Annotated in this window: 14 protein-coding genes, 1 tRNA gene, 2 rRNA genes and 1 pseudogene (1 of these 18 running past the window's edge); 5 read left to right on the top strand and 13 right to left on the bottom strand. The window is 63.4% G+C overall.

Features of this window, described 5'->3' with window-relative positions:
• Positions 1-3 precede the first annotated feature (3 nt).
• Positions 4-1,419, bottom strand: a complete 1,416-nt coding sequence (leuC, locus tag AC0X69_RS00260) for a 3-isopropylmalate dehydratase large subunit (protein ID WP_482610200.1) — start codon at positions 1,417-1,419, stop codon at positions 4-6.
• A 207-nt stretch (positions 1,420-1,626) separates the two neighbouring features.
• On the opposite strand from leuC, the gene AC0X69_RS00255 reads away from it, so the two are divergent.
• Together AC0X69_RS00255 and AC0X69_RS00250 are read left to right on the top strand one after the other, a co-directional pair.
• Positions 1,627-2,622, top strand: coding sequence for a small ribosomal subunit Rsm22 family protein (locus tag AC0X69_RS00255; protein WP_482610198.1), 996 nt, complete (start codon positions 1,627-1,629; stop codon positions 2,620-2,622).
• Entirely contained in the window at positions 2,622-3,035 is a 414-nt protein-coding gene (locus tag AC0X69_RS00250; RefSeq protein WP_482610196.1) for a VOC family protein, read from the top strand. Before AC0X69_RS00255 ends, AC0X69_RS00250 begins: the two co-directional genes overlap by 1 nt.
• 65 nt (positions 3,036-3,100) lie before the next feature.
• Here AC0X69_RS00250 and rplS read toward each other — a convergent pair whose 3' ends face one another.
• The gene (gene rplS / locus AC0X69_RS00245; RefSeq protein WP_482610194.1) at positions 3,101-3,475 is read right to left on the bottom strand and encodes a 50S ribosomal protein L19; all 375 of its coding nucleotides are present in this window, start codon (positions 3,473-3,475) and stop codon (positions 3,101-3,103) included.
• 237 nt (positions 3,476-3,712) lie between these two features.
• Between rplS and AC0X69_RS00240 the strand changes: the two genes are divergently transcribed.
• Entirely contained in the window at positions 3,713-4,111 is a 399-nt protein-coding gene (locus AC0X69_RS00240) for a hypothetical protein (protein WP_482610192.1), read from the top strand.
• Between the two features lie 34 nt (positions 4,112-4,145).
• Here AC0X69_RS00240 and AC0X69_RS00235 read toward each other — a convergent pair whose 3' ends face one another.
• The 4 genes from AC0X69_RS00235 to gltX all read right to left on the bottom strand — a co-directional run bounded on the left by AC0X69_RS00235 (position 4,146) and on the right by gltX (position 9,078).
• Positions 4,146-4,373, bottom strand: coding sequence for a dodecin (locus AC0X69_RS00235; RefSeq protein ID WP_482610190.1), 228 nt, complete (start codon positions 4,371-4,373; stop codon positions 4,146-4,148).
• A gap of 79 nt (positions 4,374-4,452) precedes the next feature.
• On the bottom strand, positions 4,453-5,961 hold the full coding sequence (locus tag AC0X69_RS00230; protein ID WP_482610188.1) for a YcjX family GTP-binding protein: 1,509 nt from the start codon (positions 5,959-5,961) through the stop codon (positions 4,453-4,455).
• 109 nt (positions 5,962-6,070) lie between these two features.
• The gene (locus AC0X69_RS00225; protein WP_482610186.1) at positions 6,071-7,357 is read right to left on the bottom strand and encodes a citrate synthase; all 1,287 of its coding nucleotides are present in this window, start codon (positions 7,355-7,357) and stop codon (positions 6,071-6,073) included.
• A gap of 296 nt (positions 7,358-7,653) precedes the next feature.
• Positions 7,654-9,078, bottom strand: a complete 1,425-nt coding sequence (gene gltX, locus AC0X69_RS00220; protein WP_482610184.1) for a glutamate--tRNA ligase — start codon at positions 9,076-9,078, stop codon at positions 7,654-7,656.
• Positions 9,079-9,312: 234 nt separating this feature from the next.
• Here gltX and lexA point away from each other — a divergent pair, with 234 nt between their 5' ends.
• Positions 9,313-10,023: a transcriptional repressor LexA gene (gene lexA / locus AC0X69_RS00215; RefSeq protein ID WP_482613279.1), complete on the top strand. Its 711-nt coding sequence runs from the start codon at positions 9,313-9,315 to the stop codon at positions 10,021-10,023.
• Between the two features lie 151 nt (positions 10,024-10,174).
• Here lexA and AC0X69_RS00210 read toward each other — a convergent pair whose 3' ends face one another.
• Complete coding sequence (locus AC0X69_RS00210; RefSeq protein WP_482610182.1) at positions 10,175-12,439, bottom strand: ComEC/Rec2 family competence protein; 2,265 nt, start codon at positions 12,437-12,439, stop codon at positions 10,175-10,177.
• Between the two features lie 322 nt (positions 12,440-12,761).
• Between AC0X69_RS00210 and AC0X69_RS00205 the strand changes: the two genes are divergently transcribed.
• Positions 12,762-13,046 (top strand): DUF983 domain-containing protein, encoded by a 285-nt coding sequence (locus AC0X69_RS00205; protein WP_482610180.1) that lies wholly within the window; start codon positions 12,762-12,764, stop codon positions 13,044-13,046.
• A gap of 111 nt (positions 13,047-13,157) precedes the next feature.
• Here the strand turns inward: AC0X69_RS00205 and AC0X69_RS00200 are convergent, their stop codons facing one another.
• The 6 genes and pseudogenes from AC0X69_RS00200 to AC0X69_RS00175 form a co-directional block, all read right to left on the bottom strand.
• Complete coding sequence (locus AC0X69_RS00200; protein WP_482610178.1) at positions 13,158-13,466, bottom strand: DUF421 domain-containing protein; 309 nt, start codon at positions 13,464-13,466, stop codon at positions 13,158-13,160.
• Between the two features lie 170 nt (positions 13,467-13,636).
• Positions 13,637-14,722 carry a transposase gene (locus AC0X69_RS00195; protein ID WP_482608161.1) on the bottom strand — a complete coding sequence of 362 codons (1,086 nt, stop codon included), beginning with the start codon at positions 14,720-14,722 and terminating at the stop codon, positions 13,637-13,639.
• A gap of 74 nt (positions 14,723-14,796) precedes the next feature.
• Positions 14,797-14,982: pseudogene (locus AC0X69_RS00190) on the bottom strand (DUF421 domain-containing protein); the annotation flags it as partial.
• 182 nt (positions 14,983-15,164) lie between these two features.
• A tRNA-Met gene (locus AC0X69_RS00185) sits at positions 15,165-15,241 on the bottom strand.
• Positions 15,242-15,356: 115 nt separating this feature from the next.
• A 5S ribosomal RNA gene (gene rrf / locus AC0X69_RS00180) occupies positions 15,357-15,472 on the bottom strand.
• 73 nt (positions 15,473-15,545) lie between these two features.
• A 23S ribosomal RNA gene (locus AC0X69_RS00175) occupies positions 15,546-17,496 on the bottom strand; it runs 869 nt beyond the window's last position.

Here is a 17,496-nt window from a genome sequence, read left to right as displayed (position 1 = left end):
CGTCTAGCGCCAGTTCCTCACGTCGACGAAACGTCCGGCGACCGCCGCCGCCGCCGCCATCGCCGGCGACACGAGATGCGTTCGGCCCTTGAATCCTTGCCGCCCTTCGAAATTGCGATTCGACGTCGAGGCGCAGCGCTCGCCCGGCGCCAGACGGTCCGGGTTCATCGCAAGGCACATTGAGCAACCCGGCTCCCGCCACTCGAAACCTGCCGCGGCGAAGATCTTATCGAGCCCTTCGGCTTCCGCCTGGGCTTTCACGAGGCCGGATCCGGGCACCACCATTGCATTGACCCGATCGGCGACTTTCTTGCCTTCCACCATCCTGGCCGCGGCGCGCAGATCTTCGATGCGGCCGTTGGTGCAGGAGCCGATGAACACACGATCGATCTCGATATCGGTCATGCGCTCGCCGCCCTTCAGCCCCATATATTCGAGCGCGCGTTCGATCGCGGCGCGCTTTTGCGGCGTCTTAGCGCTGTCTGGCGTGGGCACGAAGCCCTCGATGGTCGCAACGTCTTCTGGCGAAGTCCCCCAGGTCACGATCGGCGGCAGCTTGCTCGCGTCCAGCCTGACGATCTTGTCGAAATGCGCGCCCTCGTCGGTATAGAGCGTCTCCCAATATTTGCGCGCCATGTCGAAGGCCTCGCCCTTCGGACCTTTCGGACGATCCTTGAGATAGGCGAAGGTTTTCTCGTCCGGCGCGACGAGACCCGCGCGCGCGCCGCCCTCGATCGACATGTTGCAAACGGTCATGCGGCCTTCAATCGAGAGGTCGCGAATCGCCTCGCCGGCATATTCGATGACGTGTCCAGTGCCGCCGGCGGTCCCGATCTCGCCGATGATGGCGAGGATGATGTCTTTTGCGGTGGCGCCGTCGGCGAGCTTGCCGTCGACCTGCACCAGCATGTTGGCGGCCTTTTTCTGGATCAGCGTCTGCGTCGCGAGCACATGCTCGACTTCCGATGTGCCGATGCCATGCGCAAGCGCGCCGAAGGCGCCGTGAGTCGACGTATGGCTGTCGCCGCAGACGATCGTCATGCCGGGCAGGGTGAAGCCCTGCTCCGGACCGACGATATGCACCACGCCCTGTCGCCGGTCGTGCTCGTCGTAATATTCGACGCCAAACTCCCGCGCGTTGAGCGCAAGCTGCTCCACCTGCGCCTTGCTTTCCGGATCTTCGATCGGCAGCGAGCGATCGGTCGTCGGCACATTGTGGTCGACGACGGCGAGCGTTCTTTCCGGCGCGCGCACCGAGCGGCCCGCCATGCGCAGACCTTCGAACGCCTGCGGGCTCGTCACCTCATGGATGAGGTGGCGATCGATGTAGAGCAGGCACGCGCCATCATCCTGACGGTCGACCACATGGTCGTCCCAGATCTTGTCATAGAGCGTGCGGGGCGCAGCGTTGGCGGACATGTCTATCTCTTCCTCTTGCCGGCTTGTTGCGATCCGGCTCGCTTTTTTGATTTCCTCATCCTCAGGAGCGGCCGCAGGCCGCGTCTCGACGAGGATTCACGCGCGGCAATGCGCGCCTCTCATCGTCCCCTTGAATTGAGGGTGTTCTACCCGTAACGCAAGCGCCATGGAAGAGAGACCGCAGCGCAGTTCCGACCCGAGGCCCTGGTGAGCCTGCCCTCCCCGGAGCTGCCGGCGCCGCTTGCGGCGGCGATCGAGGCCAGGCTCGAGGGCCGCTCGCATAGCGCGCTTCGCGAAAGAGCGCGCGAACTCTCGCAGCGCTTCCGGTCCCGGAAGCCGACCAGCGAGACGATCCGTGATGAGACCGACGCCCTGGCCTATGCCGCCACCCGCATGCCGGCGACCTACGCCGCGATCGTGACGGCCCTCGGACGGCTCGAGCAGGAGCGCCCGGATTTCGCGCCGGCCCGCGTGCTCGACGCCGGGTGCGGTCTCGGCGCCGCATCCTGCGCCGCCGCCGCCGTGTGGCCGGCAGTCGCCGAGATGACGCTGCTCGACCGCAGCGCCCTGTTCCTCAAGCTCGCGACGAGCCTGATGCAGGAAAGCGTCGCCGGGGCCGTTCAGGCGATCCTTGCGGATTTCTCCACGTCGCAGACGGCCGACGCCGTCCCTTTCGACCTCGTCGTCGCCGGTTATGCGCTGACGGAGGTCGCCGAACCTGAACTTCCTTCGGTGATCGACAGGCTTTGGGCGCTCACCGGCGACGCGCTCGTGATCGTCGAGCCGGGGACGCCTCGCGATCACGCCCGGCTCATGATCGTGCGGAGCCGCCTTCTTGCGCTCGGCGCGAACCTTATTGCGCCGTGCCCGCACCGGGCGCCCTGCCCTTTGCCGACGAACGACTGGTGCCATTTCTCGGTCCGGCTGCCGCGCCGCCGCGCGCACAGGCTGGTCAAGGGGGTCGACGCGCCGTTCGAGGACGAGAAGTTCGCCTATCTCGTCGCGAGCCGGTCAAGAGGAACGCCGCCATGGGCGCGGGTGATCGCCCCGCCGCGCGCCGGCAAGGCGGGAGTTTCGCTAAAGCTCTGCGCCGATAAAGCATGCGGTGAGACTTTCATTCCCAAGCGCGACAAGGCGCGCTACGAAAAGATTCGAAGAAAGGACTGGGGCGATTCGCTGCGCGCCCCGGCGGAGGAAATTTGATGAAACAGCCACGTCCGAGGGTCGCGCCCTATCTGACTGTCAGCCCCGCCGCAGCAGCCATCGCTTTTTACACCGGCGCCTTCGGCGCCCAGCAGCGCGCCCTCATGCCGTCCGTGGACGGGCTGCGCATCGCGCACTGCGAATTGTTGATCAACGGCGGCTCGGTGATGCTCGCCGACATCTTTCCGGAATTCGGCCAGACCCGCGTGCCGCTGCCGGGCGAGCACGCGACCGTCTCCATCAGCCTCGAATATGACAAGGCGCAGGAGGTCGACGACGTCTGCGCCCGCGCGACCAAGCTTGGCGGCAAGATCGAAACCAACCCGACGAATTCATTCTGGGGGACGCGCTACGCGTCGCTGCGCGACCCCTTCGGCCACCGCTGGATCCTCAACGCGCCGCTGGAGAGCTAAACAAAAAGCCGCCCGAAACCCTGCGGTCGCGAGCGGCTCGTTTCTGTGGAGCGGCGTTAGTCGTCCTAGGCCTTCGGCTTGGTGTCGACGCGCTCGGCGATACGCGCGGACTTGCCCCGGCGATCGCGCAGATAATAGAGCTTCGCGCGGCGCACCTTGCCGCGGCGCACGAGCTTCACCGAGTCGATCAGCGGCCCGTGGAAAGGAAAGACGCGTTCGACGCCTTCGCCATAGGAAATCTTGCGGACCGTGAAGCTCTCGTTCAGCCCCGAGCCCTGGCGGGAGATGACGACGCCCTCGTACGCCTGCACGCGGGTGCGCTCGCCTTCCTTCACCTTGACGTTGACGACGACCGTGTCCCCTGGGCGGAATTCGGGGATTTTCTTGCCCTCGATGAGCTGAGCGGCATGTTCCGCCTCGAGCTGCTCGATAATGTTCATAACGGAAACTCCTGCCGTTTCGTCTTGGCCGGATGGGCCGACGAGCGTTTCGGGACGCTGTTCTAGTTGAGGCCCGCTCCATAGCTGAAAGGCGGCCGCTTGTCGAGCCGCTCCGTGGCGCTCCGCCCGGCCAAGCTCTGGCGGGCCAGGAAAGAGCCGGCCGTCACAGACATTCCCGCTTGCGGCCTTATATAGGCCCCCGGGGGCGCTGGCGTTTCAGCGAAGAGGGAGAGACGCATGACCCAGCAGGAAGAGCGGCGCGGCGAAGGCGCTCAAGCGGGCGGCGCGGCGGCCGAAGCAGTTGCTGCGGAAGGGCGGCAACGGCTGGAGGACTTCAGTCAGACGCGCAATGAGATCTGGGACTGTCTGCAAGACGCCAACCGCGTCTTGATGGAGCGCATGCAGCAGGAGGCGACGCTGACAACGGAACTCGCCTCCAAGCTCACCGCCTCGCGCTCCTTCTCCGAGACCGCGACGGCTCTGCAGGACTGGACCAGCAAACATATCGAAATGACCACCGAGGACACGCGGCGGCTGTTCTCGGACGCGCAGCAGATCTTCAACGCCGGGGCGCGCTTCTGGTCCGTCTCCGCGCAGCCGCCGAGCCCTGAAGCCGCCGGACGGTTCATGTCCTAGCGACGGCGGAGCGGAAGCCCTGGCGGCTTCCGCTTCACCTCATGCCTTCGTCGTCGCGATCAAGGGTGAAACCGACTTTCAGCATGACCTGATAATCGGCCACAACTCCCTTATCGACGCTGCCGCGAATCTGCACGACCTCGAACCAGCGCAGATGACGCAAGGTTTCGCCAGCGCGCTTGAGCGCGGCGCTCACCGCGCCCTCGACGCTGTCGGGAGAGGATCCAACGAGCTCGACGACCTTATAGACATGTCTTTCCATATGACGCTCCCTCAATTCGAGGCTCCAAACGGCTTGCCTGCGAATAGGTAGCGCGGACTTCGCCGCCGACAGCGCCGGGTCAGCTCAATCGGTCGCCAAAAAGAAACTCCATGGCGCGATCAAGTCGGATATGGGGGAGCGGCAGCGGCTTCCGGTCGGCGCCGAGCGTGGCGACCGGCGGCCGGAATTTGAGAAAACGAAAGTCGGCCTCTTCGTCGGAGACGGCCAGCGCCTCGCCGCGAAAAACGGCGCGCGGATCCTCAGGCAGTTCGCCGGGGAAAATCGCGCCTTCCGCCACGCCATCGAAGACTTCGTCGCCAATGCGTTCGCCCGCGACCGGCGTGCCGACGATGGCTGAGAGCTTTTCGCCCTCATGCCGCACCATCGCTTCGCGGGTGGCGCGCACGGCGGCGAGCGCGATCACGTCGATCGTCGCGCCGACCCCCTCCGCGCGCTCGATGGCGCGCGCCGTGAGGTGACGCAGGATCGCTTCCAGCCGGTCGTGGCTCGTGTGATGCAGATGGTCGGCCTTCGTGGCCGCGAAGAGGATGCGGTCGATCTTCGGTCGGAAGATCGTCGAAAACAGATTGGCGCGGCCGGTGCGGAACGCCATGAGCACGTCGGTCAGCGCCGTCTCGAGATCGCGCACCGCCTCTGGACCGGAATTCAGCGCTGCGAGCGTATCGACCAGCACGATCTGCCGATCGAGCCGCGCGAAATGATCGCGGAAGAACGGCCGCACGACCTGTGATTTATACGCCTCGTATCGGCGCTCCATTTCGCGCCCAAGGCTACGGTAGGGCAGCTCCTCGCCCTCGGAGACGGGCAGCGGCGCGAAGGTCAGCGCGGGCGATCCTTCGAGATCGCCGGGCATCAGAAAACGTCCGGGCGGCAGGCTCGAAAGCGCGAAACGCTCGGACCGCGCAAGACGCAGATATTGCGTGAAGGTCTGCGCCAGCGTCTGCGCGGTTTCCTCGTCGTAGCGCGCCTTGAAATCCGTCTTCGCGGTCAGGCCGCGCCACTCGCTGGCGATCATCGCGCGCGCGGAGACGCTTGCCGCCTCGAGCGTCTCGCGGGACCATTGCGCGTAGGATTTGCCGAGCAGCGGCAGATCCAGCAGCCACTCGCCGGGATAGTCGACGATGTCGATGTCGAGCCGAGTCGGACCTTGGCCGAAGCCTTTGCGGATGGACCAGCCTTTCGATCGATATTCGAGCGTCACCCGCAGTTCGGAGATGCGCCGCGTCGACTGTGGCCAGTGCCGGTCCAGACCCGTGAGCGCCGCGAGATGCTCCTCGTAAGCGAAACGCGGGACGCTGTAGTCGGGCTGCGGATCGAGATGCGCCGAAGCGATGCGCCCCTCCGTCAACGCGCGGAACACCGGAAGCTGGGTCTTGCCCTCTGCGCCCTTTTCCGCGCGCGCCGAGAGCGCCCGCGTCAGATGATGCACGAGCGCCGTGATGAAGACCGTCTTGCCGGCGCGCGACAGGCCGGTGACGCCCAGCCGCAGCCGCCCGCCCGCGAGATAATCAGAGACGCTCTCGGCGGCGATACGCGTTTCGAACAGAAGATCGGATAGTTGCGACAATGGCGCTCCAGGTCCGCCGACCTATAGCATCACGTCGCGTCTCTTCAAGAGTCGTCAAGACGCGCGACGCGCTGCGCTTTGCGAGGAAGTCGGCGATCGCGGCGCGGCGTCACCGCTTCGACATCGGCACGTAATCGCGCTGCTTCTCGCCCGTATAGAGCTGGCGCGGACGGCCGATGCGCGAACCCTGATCCTCGATCATCTCTTTCCACTGCGCGATCCAGCCGACCGTGCGCGCGACCGCGAACAGCACGGTGAACATCGCCGTCGGGAAATTCATCGCCTTGAGCGTGATGCCGGAATAGAAGTCGATGTTGGGATAGAGCTTCTTCTCGATGAAATATTCGTCGTGCAGCGCGATGCGCTCGAGCTCCAGCGCGACGTCGAGCAGATCATCCTTGACGCCGAGTTCGTTCAAGACTTCGCGCGTCGTGCGCTGCATGATCTTGGCGCGTGGATCATAGTTCTTATAGACGCGATGGCCGAAGCCCATCAGCCGGAACGGATCGTTCTTGTCCTTGGCGCGCGCGATGAACTGCGGGATGCGTTCCGGCGTGCCGATTTCGCCGAGCATCTTCAAGACCGCCTCATTGGCGCCGCCATGCGCCGGCCCCCACAGCGAGGCGATGCCGGCCGCGATGCAGGCGAAGGGATTCGCGCCTGACGATCCGGAGAGGCGAACGGTCGAGGTCGACGCGTTCTGCTCGTGATCGGCGTGCAGGATGAAGATGCGGTCGAGCGCACGGGACAGCACGGGGTTGACCTTGTATTCCTCGCAGGGGACCGCGAAGCACATGCGCAGAAAGTTCGACGTGTAGTCGAGATCGTTCTTCGGATAAACGAAGGGCTGGCCGATCGAATATTTGTAGGCCATCGCCGCGAGCGTCGGGATCTTCGCGATCATGCGCGTCGAGGCCACCATGCGCTGGGTGGGATCGGCGATGTTCGTCGAGTCGTGATAGAAGGCCGAAAGCGCGCCCACGGACGCGACCATCACCGCCATCGGATGCGCGTCGCGGCGGAAGCCCTGAAAGAAGCGCGCCATCTGTTCATGCACCATCGTGTGGCGCGTGATCCGGTAATCGAAATTCGCCTTCTCGGCGGCGGACGGCAATTCGCCGTATAGCAGCAGATAGCAGGTTTCGAGGAAGTCGCCGTGTTCGGCGAGCTGTTCGATCGGATAGCCGCGATAGAGCAGAACGCCCGCGTCGCCGTCGATGAATGTGATCTTCGATTCGCAAGACGCGGTGGACGTGAATCCCGGATCGAAGGTGAACATGTCGGTTTCGGCGTAGAGATTGCGGATATCCGCAACGGACGGCCCCAGAGTTCCGTCCTTGATCGGCAAATCGATCGATTTATCGCCGATGGTGAAGATACCGTTCTTCTCCGGCATGCCCGCTCCTCTTTACAAGCGCCCCCCGCCCGCGACGAGCCGGATCGCGGAGCGACGCGCGCGAACGCTATGCACGAATTGCGTCGCCTTCGCGATACGTCGCCGTCCTTCGCACGCCGATGCGCTGCAATCGGTTTCTTATGCGGCGCAAAAAGCTATATCAACGGCCAAGCCTGTCAAGCGCGCGCCAGCGTTTTGCGCGCGGAGCGCGCGAAGCGATGAGAGTCGGCGGCGCGAAAATCGGCGCGGCGCCGAAAATCGCGTCAGGAACTTCGACGCGCGCGCGAGGCGCAGGGCTATCCTGCGGCGGCCTGATCGGAAATGCGCGCAAGACTTTCCTCACGTCCGAGAATTTCCAGCACGTCGAAAATTCCGGGCGAAGTCGCGCGGCCCGTGAGCGCGGCGCGCAACGGCTGCGCGAGATCGCCGAGTTTGACGCCAAGCGCCGTGGCGAGATCGCGCACGACGGCCTCTGTCGTCGCGGCCGTCCAGTTCGGCAGAATCGCGAGCTTCTCGACGAGCGTCGCAAGCCGCGCGCGCGCCTCCGACGAAAGCAGCTGCGCGGCCTTGGCGTCGAGCGGCAGCGGACGATGCGCAAAGAGAAAACCGGCGCCGTCGACAAGTTCGTTCAAGGTTTTCGCGCGCGCCTTCAGCCCCGGCAACGCCGCGCGCAACTGCGCGCGCTTGCGGTCGTCGAGCGCATCTGCGATCGCCTGGCCGCCCTCGAGATAAGGAAGTGTCGCGATAAGCAAATCGAACAATTCGTCGTCGCTCGAGTCGCGCAGATAGTGACCGTTCATATTTTCGAGCTTGGCGAAATCGAACCGCGCCGGCGAACGATGCACCTGCGCGAGATCGAAGGAGTCGATCATCTCCTGCGGCGTGAAGAACTCCTTGTCGCCCTGCGACCATCCCAGTCGAACGAGGTAATTGCGCAGCGCCGCGGGCAGATAGCCCATCGCGCGATAGGCGTCGACGCCGAGCGCGCCGTGGCGCTTCGAAAGCTTGGCGCCGTCCGGTCCGTGGATCAGCGGAATATGGGCGAAAGCCGGCGCGGCCCAGCCCAGCGCCTCATAGATATGTGTCTGTCGCGCGGCGTTGGTCAGATGATCGTCGCCGCGGATGATCTGCGTGACGCCCATGTCGTGGTCATCCACGACGACGGCGAGCATATAGGTGGGCGCCCCGTCCGAGCGCAGCAAAATAAAGTCGTCGAGATCCTTGTTCTGGAAGACGACGCGTCCCTGCACGGCGTCCTCGACGATCGTCTCGCCGTCCTGAGGCGCCTTGATACGCACGACATAGGGAACGCCGGCGGGCGCCTCCGAGGGGTCGCGATCCCGCCAGCGGCCGTCGTAGCGCCAGGGACGCTTTTCGGCCCTCGCCTTCTCGCGCATCTCCTCCAGCTCCTGCGCCGTGGCGTAGCAGCGATAGGCCTTGCCCTGCGCCAGCAGCTCTTCGGCGACCTCGGCATGGCGCGCCGCGCGCGTGGACTGGTAGACGATGTCCCCATCCCATTCGAGCCCAAGCCATTTGAGCCCGTCGATGATCGCGTCGATAGCCTCTTTCGTGGAGCGCTCGCGGTCCGTGTCTTCGATTCGCAGCATCATCCGGCCGCCGCGCCTTTTGGCGTAGAGCCAATTGAAGAGCGCCGTGCGCGCCCCGCCGATATGCAGAAAGCCGGTGGGCGACGGAGCGAAGCGGGTGACGACCTGTGACATGAGCGCCGGGAATTCCTCGTTTTGTGAGCTGGATCTGGCTGGATGGCCCGTCTAACACGCGCGACGCGACGCGAACATAGTTCGCCGCCTTGATCGCTTAACCAAAGCGTGAACATATCGCTTGCGGAACGCAGTGCGAACGTATATCGTTCTGTTCATGATTTGTTTAGGTTATCGAGCCAAAAGCTGCGGCTCAGCCAAGATCAACGATTCGGCTTGCGGGGCGGTGCGGCGATGCTGACCAAGAAACAAAACGATCTTTTGCGTTTCATCCATGAACGTTTGAAGGAATCGGGCGTGCCGCCCTCCTTCGACGAGATGAAGGACGCGCTCGACCTGCGGTCGAAGTCCGGCATTCATCGGCTCATTCTTGCGCTCGAGGAACGCGGCTTCATCCGCCGCCTGCCCAATCGCGCGCGCGCGCTCGAAGTTCTGCGCCTGCCGGAATCCGCGACGCCGCGGGCCGCCGGCGCGCGCGGGGGCAAGTTCTCGCCGTCGGTCATCGAAGGAAATCTCGGCCGCATCCGGCCGCTAAGCGAGCGTTTCGACGACGCAATCGATCAGCAGGTCGCGATTCCGGTGATGGGACGCATCGCCGCCGGCACGCCGATCTCCGCCATCCAGAATCGCAGCCACACGATCAGCCTGCCGCCCGATCTGCTCACGAGCGGCGAGCACTTCGCGCTCGAAGTGCGCGGCGATTCGATGATCGAGGCGGGGATCCTCGACGGCGATACTGTCGTCATCCGCAAGCAGGACAACGCCGACACCGGCGATATCGTCGTGGCGCTGATCGACGATGAGGAAGCCACGCTGAAGCGCCTGCGTAAGCGCGGCGCGTCTATCGCCCTGGAGGCGGCGAACCCCGCTTACGAAACCCGGATCTTCGGCCCCGATCGCGTGCGCATTCAGGGCAAGCTCATCAGCCTATTGCGGAAATATTAGCGGTACGCATCCGCGCGATGAATGTCATCCTCGACGCGCGCAGAGCGCGATCGGGAATCCAGGACAGCTTCATCATTCATGACATCGCTCTGGATTCCCGGTCAGGCCTTCGGCCTGCCGGGAATGACACCAAGAATGGCGGCGTTGCTCTTCATTCGAGCGGCTCCATCGCGCGCGCGTCTTCCTCATTGCGCTCTTCGTCGCTGAGCGGCGCCGCAAATCCCGGCTTGCGGCGCTCGCGCGGCGCAGGCGACCATGGCCGATCCTCGTCGACGGCGCGCGCGCTCGTCCATTCGACCGCGTCACCGACGAACCGCAACGCCACCGCGCCGGTTTCGCTCAACCTGCGGCGATCGATCACGATCGGCGCCGCGCAGCCAAGCGGCGCGTAAAGCGGCGTGATGACGACGGCGGCGCGCGCGCAATCCTCGAGGAACGCGCTGCGCCCGGCGACAAGCGCCACAAAGCGGCCGTCGATCGCCTTCGCCACGCAGCCGCTGTCGTCGCAAGCGACGCCGCTCTTCGCGTCTGAAGCTGACCGCGCGTCGCCGTCCGCCCTCAGCCATTGTTCGGCGGCGAAAATGCTGGCTCTCTGACCCATAACGGCGAGCTGGCCGGACGGCAGGCGCAGCGCCGCCGATTCGCCCGTCGCCGGCACGGCAAGATCAAAGGGCGCGCCGTTCCTTGCCCCCATCAATCCGATAAGGGCGAGAGGGATCGCCAGGGCGCGCCACGCCCAGGTCCGCCACAACACGAGCGAGAGCACCGCGAGAGAAAGGAAGAGGATCGCCCAGGGCGCGAAGGCTTTGACCGGCAGGCTCGCGCCGGGCGCGCTGGCGATGAGCCCCGCGAGATAGGTCACGAGATCGATGCCCATCTTGAGATAGCGCCAGATGAAACCGTCGAGGCCGAACGGGTGAAGCGCGGCGCCGACCAGCGCGCAGGGAACGGCAAAGAATTCGATGATCGCGAGCGTCAGCGGATTGCCGATCAGCACATAGGGGCTGAGCTCATGAAAATCATTCGCCATGAATGACGCCGTCGCCGAGGTCGCGCAGAGCGTCGCGAAGATCGCGGCGCCCGGTCCGTGCAATAGACGTTCGAGGGCGCTTTCGCGCAGCGCGCCCCACCATCCTTGCGGCGCGCGGTCGTCGATGCGGCGCTTCGCGAGATATTCGCCCCGCCATTCGTAGACTGCGATCAACGCCGCTACGGCGGCGAAGGAGAGCTGAAAGCTTGCGCCGAGCAGCGCCTCCGGCTCGAAGGCGATGATGACGAGCGCGGCAAGCGCGAGATTGCGCATCGATAGCGACGGGCGGTCGAACAGAACCGCCGCCAGCATGATCAGAGTCATGACGAGCGCGCGCTCGGTGCCGACGCGCGAGCCCGTGCCGATGTCGTAGAGAATGGCGCCGACCATGGCGAGCGCCGCGGCCCACTTCTTGATCGGATAATTGAGCGCCAGGGTTTGCGAGGTTGCCAGGAGATGGCGAAAGCCGACGAAGAATATGCCCGCGACGAGCGTCATCTGAACGCCGGAAATGGTGATGATGTGAAAGATGCCGGCGCGGCGGATGAGGCTCCTGGCGTCTTCCGATAAGAGGTCGCGCTTGCCGGTCACCATCGCGGCGGCGATCGCGCCGGCGTCGCCTTCGATGATTCGATAGACCCGCATCGCCAGCGCGTTGCGCGCCTGATCGACGCGCGCGTAAAAGCGCAGCGAAAAAGGCGCCGGCTCGGGCGGCGGCATCGTCTCGATACGCCCCAGCGCGTTGCCGACGCCGCCGATGCGGGCAAAGAAGGCGTCGCGCGCGAAATCATAGCCGCCGGGAAGCGCCGCCCGCGCCGGCGGCATCAGCCGCGCCTTGAAGGCGAGAAAATCGCCGGCGGAGAAGTTCGGATCGCCGCGGGTGGTCAGCCGCACGCGGGCGGGAACGACGTCGTCCGGGAAGCCTTCGGCGCTCGCGACGCGCAAAATGAAGCGCGCCCCCGCGCGCCGCAGATCCACCTCCTCGACGAAGCCCGTCAGCTCGCCGACGCCAACGCGCGGCACGATCGGCGCGGCGACCCGCGCCGTCCGCCAGGCGCCTGACGCGAAACCGCCGGCGAAGAACGCGAGCGCCAGAAACAGCGCATGCGCGCGCGCATGTCGGCGCGTGAGCGCGGCCAATGTCGCCAAAGCGGCGAGCGCGCAGAGGCAAATCGCCAACGAGGGCTCGCGCTCGGCGGAAAAATAGAGCACGACGCCGCCGCCAGACGCCACGACCAACCAGAGAAATGGACGCCGCAGCGCCCGTTCCTGCTCGAGCGCCGCGCTTAGCGCCTCCGCAAGTCCTGCAACGCGGCTTGGAAAGAAGCGCGATGGCAGATCGCGGCCGCCCTCATCCCTCTCAGCCGTGCGCGAAATGTCGTTCAAGAAATGCTCGACCCCGCTCAAATGCAGGGAGAGCTTAACGCCGATCACGGCCGCTGTCTTGCGCCGCGGTTGTCCTGCTTGGGCTGCTTGCCTAGGCTATCTTGCGCCGACCTGCGGTCCCTGACCTCGCCGTTCGACGTTGCCGCCGGCGCGACAAACAACTATTCCTGTCCTCACGGCGAGATTCACGCCGCAATGCGACTGCACGCAGTAGCGGCCATCGCCGTCATCTGGTTTGGCGTCAATGAAGAGCGATCCATCGCCGCGTATGTCCTTGTTTCGCGGCGTTACGCGAAGATGCCCAAACTGCGGCGTGGGCAAATTGTTCTCGAGCTACCTTAAGCCGCGCGATTCTTGTGCGCATTGCGGGGAAAGCTTTGCGGGCCTCGAGGCGGACGACGGCCCGGCGTGGCTCACCGTCGGCGTCGTGACGATCATCGTCGTGTCGCTTCTCTTCACTTTGGAGAGCAGCGGACGTTTCTCCTACGCGATCGAAATGTCGATCGTGCTGCCGATTACGATTGCGCTCGCCCTGCTGCTGCTCCCGCTTACCAAGGGATTTTTCATCTCCGCGCTATGGCTGCTGTCGAGAAAGCCAAAATCGTAAATTGGTTTTAGTTGCTTCATTATCCGGGGCAGCCGGCGGCCGCGCTTCGTAGGCCGCGTCGTCCAAATTCCAAATCGCCGAATCCAATGAGCACGGGGCGACCCCGCCAAATTAATCGCCGGCGGGCAGACCCCTAACGTTCCGCAGCGTATCCAGCCCTTCGCCTTTGTCCTGCACGACGCTGAGGCTGCCGTCGGTTTCGAGCACGACCGCCTTGACGCGGTCGAGATCGGAGACGCCCTGGCTGCGCATCGCCGCCAGCGTTTCGTCTTCGGTGACGCGCTCGCGCCGCAACGCTTCAGGAAGGAAGCGGCCCTCGAAATAAAGCAGAGCGGGCTCGGATTTCACCAGATTGGCGAACAATCTCGAGCGCACCGAGGTGAAGGTCACGACATATTGAAGCGCGCACAGCAGCGCCAAGGCGAGCGCGCATTCGACAAGCGAAACCTGGGCACCTCCAATAACCTGGCTTTTCGTGACTGGGTGTTGGGCGTGAGGCGGCTCGAGGCCATCCTTCCGGGGAGAATCGGTTCATGGGCTTCGAAAGCGGCGTCGCCCGGTGAGCGGCGCCGTCTTTGCCGCTAATTTTGCTACGCAGGCGCCCCTCTCTCGCGCAGCCAGACGAAGCGGCGCATGTTGTAGGCGAGATTGGCGAGCCCGATCTTGAGCCGCGCCCGCGCCAGGCCGATTGTTCGCACGAACAGGCCCATCAGCCCTTTCTGATGCGCGAACACATGTTCGACGGCGCTGCGCACTTTCGACTTCTGCGCATTGGCGATGCGCGTTCGCTCCGGCATCGGCTTGCCCTTGGGCTTCTTGCGATGAATGCGCGAGACGAAGCCGCGCCGCGACAGCATCGCTTCATTCTTCGCCGAGCGATACGCCGTGTCCGCATAGACCTCGCTCGCCGTGTTGGTTTTGTCGAGCACATCCTCCAGCCGCGCGCCGTCATGCGCGGCAGCGTGCGTCGCCGTCCATTTGCGGATCAGCCCATGCGCCCGGTCGATCGACACATGGTTCTTGTATCCGAATGCGGGGATGGCGAGATCGACCGGCGGAACAGAGCCGTCCTCCTCCCGCACTTTGGCTTTCGTATATTTGACCGTCCAACGCGCATCGCGATCTTTCTGTGCGAGCTTCGCCGGCTTGTCCTTCCAGCCCTCTGGAATGCGGCCGTCCTTGATCGCCTGCTTCTCGCCGTTCGTATTGCGCTGCTTGGGCGCGGCGACAATCGTGGCGTCGACGATCTGGCCCGACATCGCGAGAAAGCCGGCCTCGCGCAGCGCTGCGTCGAACTGCTCGAACAAGCGGTCGGCCGCATTTGCCTTCTTCAGCGCCTCGCGGAACGTCCAGATCGTATTGGCGTCGGGAACCGCGTCGGCCAAACCCAATCCGAGAAAGCGCATGAACGACAGGCGGTCCTTGATCAGATATTCGCAGCGCTCGTCCGACAGAGAATGCATTGCTTGCAGGATCAGCACCTTGAACATGAATACATGATCAAATGGCGGACGCCCGCCCTTGGAGCGGTCGGCCCGCGGGACTGCCGCCTCCAGCGCCGCCCGGAACATCTCGAAATCGACAAGCGCCTTCACGCGCTCCAGATCGTCGCCCTTCGCCGACAGCTCAGCCAGCCGTTCGTCGACATCAAAAAATCCGGGCGTTCCCTTCGCCATGGCCGCGATCCCCTTGCGACATGACCAAGTGAATCAACTCAACGCCGATTTGGCCAGAGGTTTTTGGAGGCGTCCACCTGATTGTTGAGTATCGCCGCTGACAAGGTTGAACCAAGCGCCACAGTGACGATCAGATCGAACGCATTCATTTTCGAAAGCGTGCGTTTGCCCGTGAACCTGAGCATCACGATCAGCGCGATATAGGCGAGAACGCCAACGACAGCGATTCGCTGAAGATCGTACAGACTATGAAAGAACATTGAGAATCTCGCGCAGGCCCCCGCCCTAACCGCTGGGACCCGGCAAGGTTCCCGCGTGCCTGGCGCCGCATCCGGACAGTGGCGCGAGATCCGGGCGCACCGGCGCCGCCCGTCCGCCGGCGCTCAAAGAAATCTGCGCGCAAAGAAAAACCCCGGCCGCGAGGACCGGGGTTGGATCGGATTGGTTGCGGGGGCCAGATTTGAACTGACGACCTTCAGGTTATGAGCCTGACGAGCTACCGGGCTGCTCCACCCCGCGCCAAGACGAATGGCGGCACGCGCACACTTAAATATAACGCGCGAAGACAAAAAAGCAGCGCGGCGAAAGCAGCGCTGCTTCGAAATCGTTGAAGAGGATGTGATGCGCTTCGCAGGCCTGGCGACGACCTACTCTCCCAGGTCTTGAGACATAGTACCATTGGCGCAGAAGCGTTTGACGGCCGAGTTCGGGATGGGATCGGGTCTGATCGCTCCGCCGAAGGCCACCAGGCCGGCGAAACACATCATCGAAGCAAAGGGTCTTTCTATTCGCGCCACACCATGATGGGCGTCGATAAATGAGAGCGATCAAGCCAATCGAGCTATTAGTACCGGTCAGCTCCATGCGTTGCCGCACTTCCACACCCGGCCTATCAACGTGGTCGTCTTCCACGGCTCTCAAGGGAGAACTCGTTTTGAGGTGGGTTTCCCGCTTAGATGCATTCAGCGGTTATCCCGTCCATACATAGCTACCCTGCACTGCGGCTGGCGCCACAACAGGTCCACCAGAGGTATGTTCATCCCGGTCCTCTCGTACTAGGGACAAATCCTCTCAATTCTCCTACACCCACGGCAGATAGGGACCGAACTGTCTCACGACGTTCTGAACCCAGCTCACGTACCACTTTAATCGGCGAACAGCCGAACCCTTGGGACCTTCTCCAGCCCCAGGATGTGATGAGCCGACATCGAGGTGCCAAACAACCCCGTCGATATGGACTCTTGGGGGTTATCAGCCTGTTATCCCCGGCGTACCTTTTATCCGTTGAGCGATGGCCCTTCCACGAGGGACCACCGGATCACTATGACCGACTTTCGTCTCTGCTCGACTTGTCTGTCTCGCAGTCAGGCAGGCTTATGCCATTGCACTCGACGAGCGATTTCCGACCGCTCTGAGCCCACCATCGCGCGCCTCCGTTACTCTTTGGGAGGCGACCGCCCCAGTCAAACTGCCTACCATGCACTGTCCCGGCTCCGGATGACGGAGCGCGGTTAGACATCCATGACGATAAGGGTGGTATTTCAAGGGTGGCTCCACGCGAGCTGGCGCCCACGCTTCAAAGCCTACCACCTATCCTACACATGCCGACACGAATGCCAGTGCAAAGTTACAGTAAAGGTGCACGGGGTCTTTCCGTCTGACCGCAGGAACCCCGCATCTTCACGGGGAATTCAATTTCACTGAGCTGACGTTGGAGACAGCGGGGAAGTCATTACGCCATTCGTGCAGGTCGGAACTTACCCGACAAGGAATTTCGCTACCTTAGGACCGTTATATTTACGGCCGCCGTTTACCGGGGCTTCAATTCAGAGCTTGCACTCCTCCTCTTAACCTTCCGGCACCGGGCAGGCGTCAGACCCTATACGTCATCTTGCGATTTCGCAGAGCCCTGTGTTTTTGTTAAACAGTTGCCACCCCCTGGTCTGTGCCCCTCCCGCCCGCTTGCGCGAACGGAAGGCCTCCTTATCCCGAAGTTACGGAGGTAAATTGCCGAGTTCCTTCAACGTCATTCTCTCAAGCGCCTTGGTATACTCTACCTGTCCACCTGTGTCGGTTTCGGGTACGGTCTAATGCAGGGGCTATTTCCTGGCGCCGCTAGGCTGCCCGAGAAATCCAGTAATCTCGAACAACTTCCGCAACGCGTCACCACCTGCTGGCCCACGAATATTAACGTGGTTCCCATCGACTACGCCTTTCGGCCTCGCCTTAGGGACCGGCTAACCCTGCGAAGATTAACTTTACGCAGGAACCCTTGGACTTTCGGCGACACTGTCTTTCACAGTGTTTCTCGTTACTCATGTCAGCATTCGCACTTCCGATACCTCCAGGACGCCTCACGGCTATCCCTTCGACGGATTACGGAACGCTCCGCTACCGCTCATCTTGCGATGAACCCAAAGCTTCGGCTCGTGGCTTGAGCCCCGTTACATCTTCGGCGCGAGAACCCTTATTTAGACCAGTGAGCTGTTACGCTTTCTTTAAAGGATGGCTGCTTCTAAGCCAACCTCCTGGTTGTTTTGGGATTCTTACATCCTTTCCCACTTAGCCACGAATTAGGGGCCTTAGCTGTTGGTCTGGGTTGTTTCCCTCTCCACAATGGACGTTAGCACCCACTGTGTGTCTCCCGCATAGTTCTTCCAGGTATTCGGAGTTTGGTTGGGTTTGGTAAGTCTGTGGGACCCCCTAGCCCATCCAGTGCTCTACCCCCTGGAGAATACATGCGAGGCGCTACCTAAATAGCTTTCGCGGAGAAC

This window comes from Methylocystis sp. Uni0008, assembly GCF_056838045.1.
The sequence above is the reverse complement of the archived record's forward strand: the minus strand, read 5'-3'. Positions and strand labels throughout refer to the sequence as shown.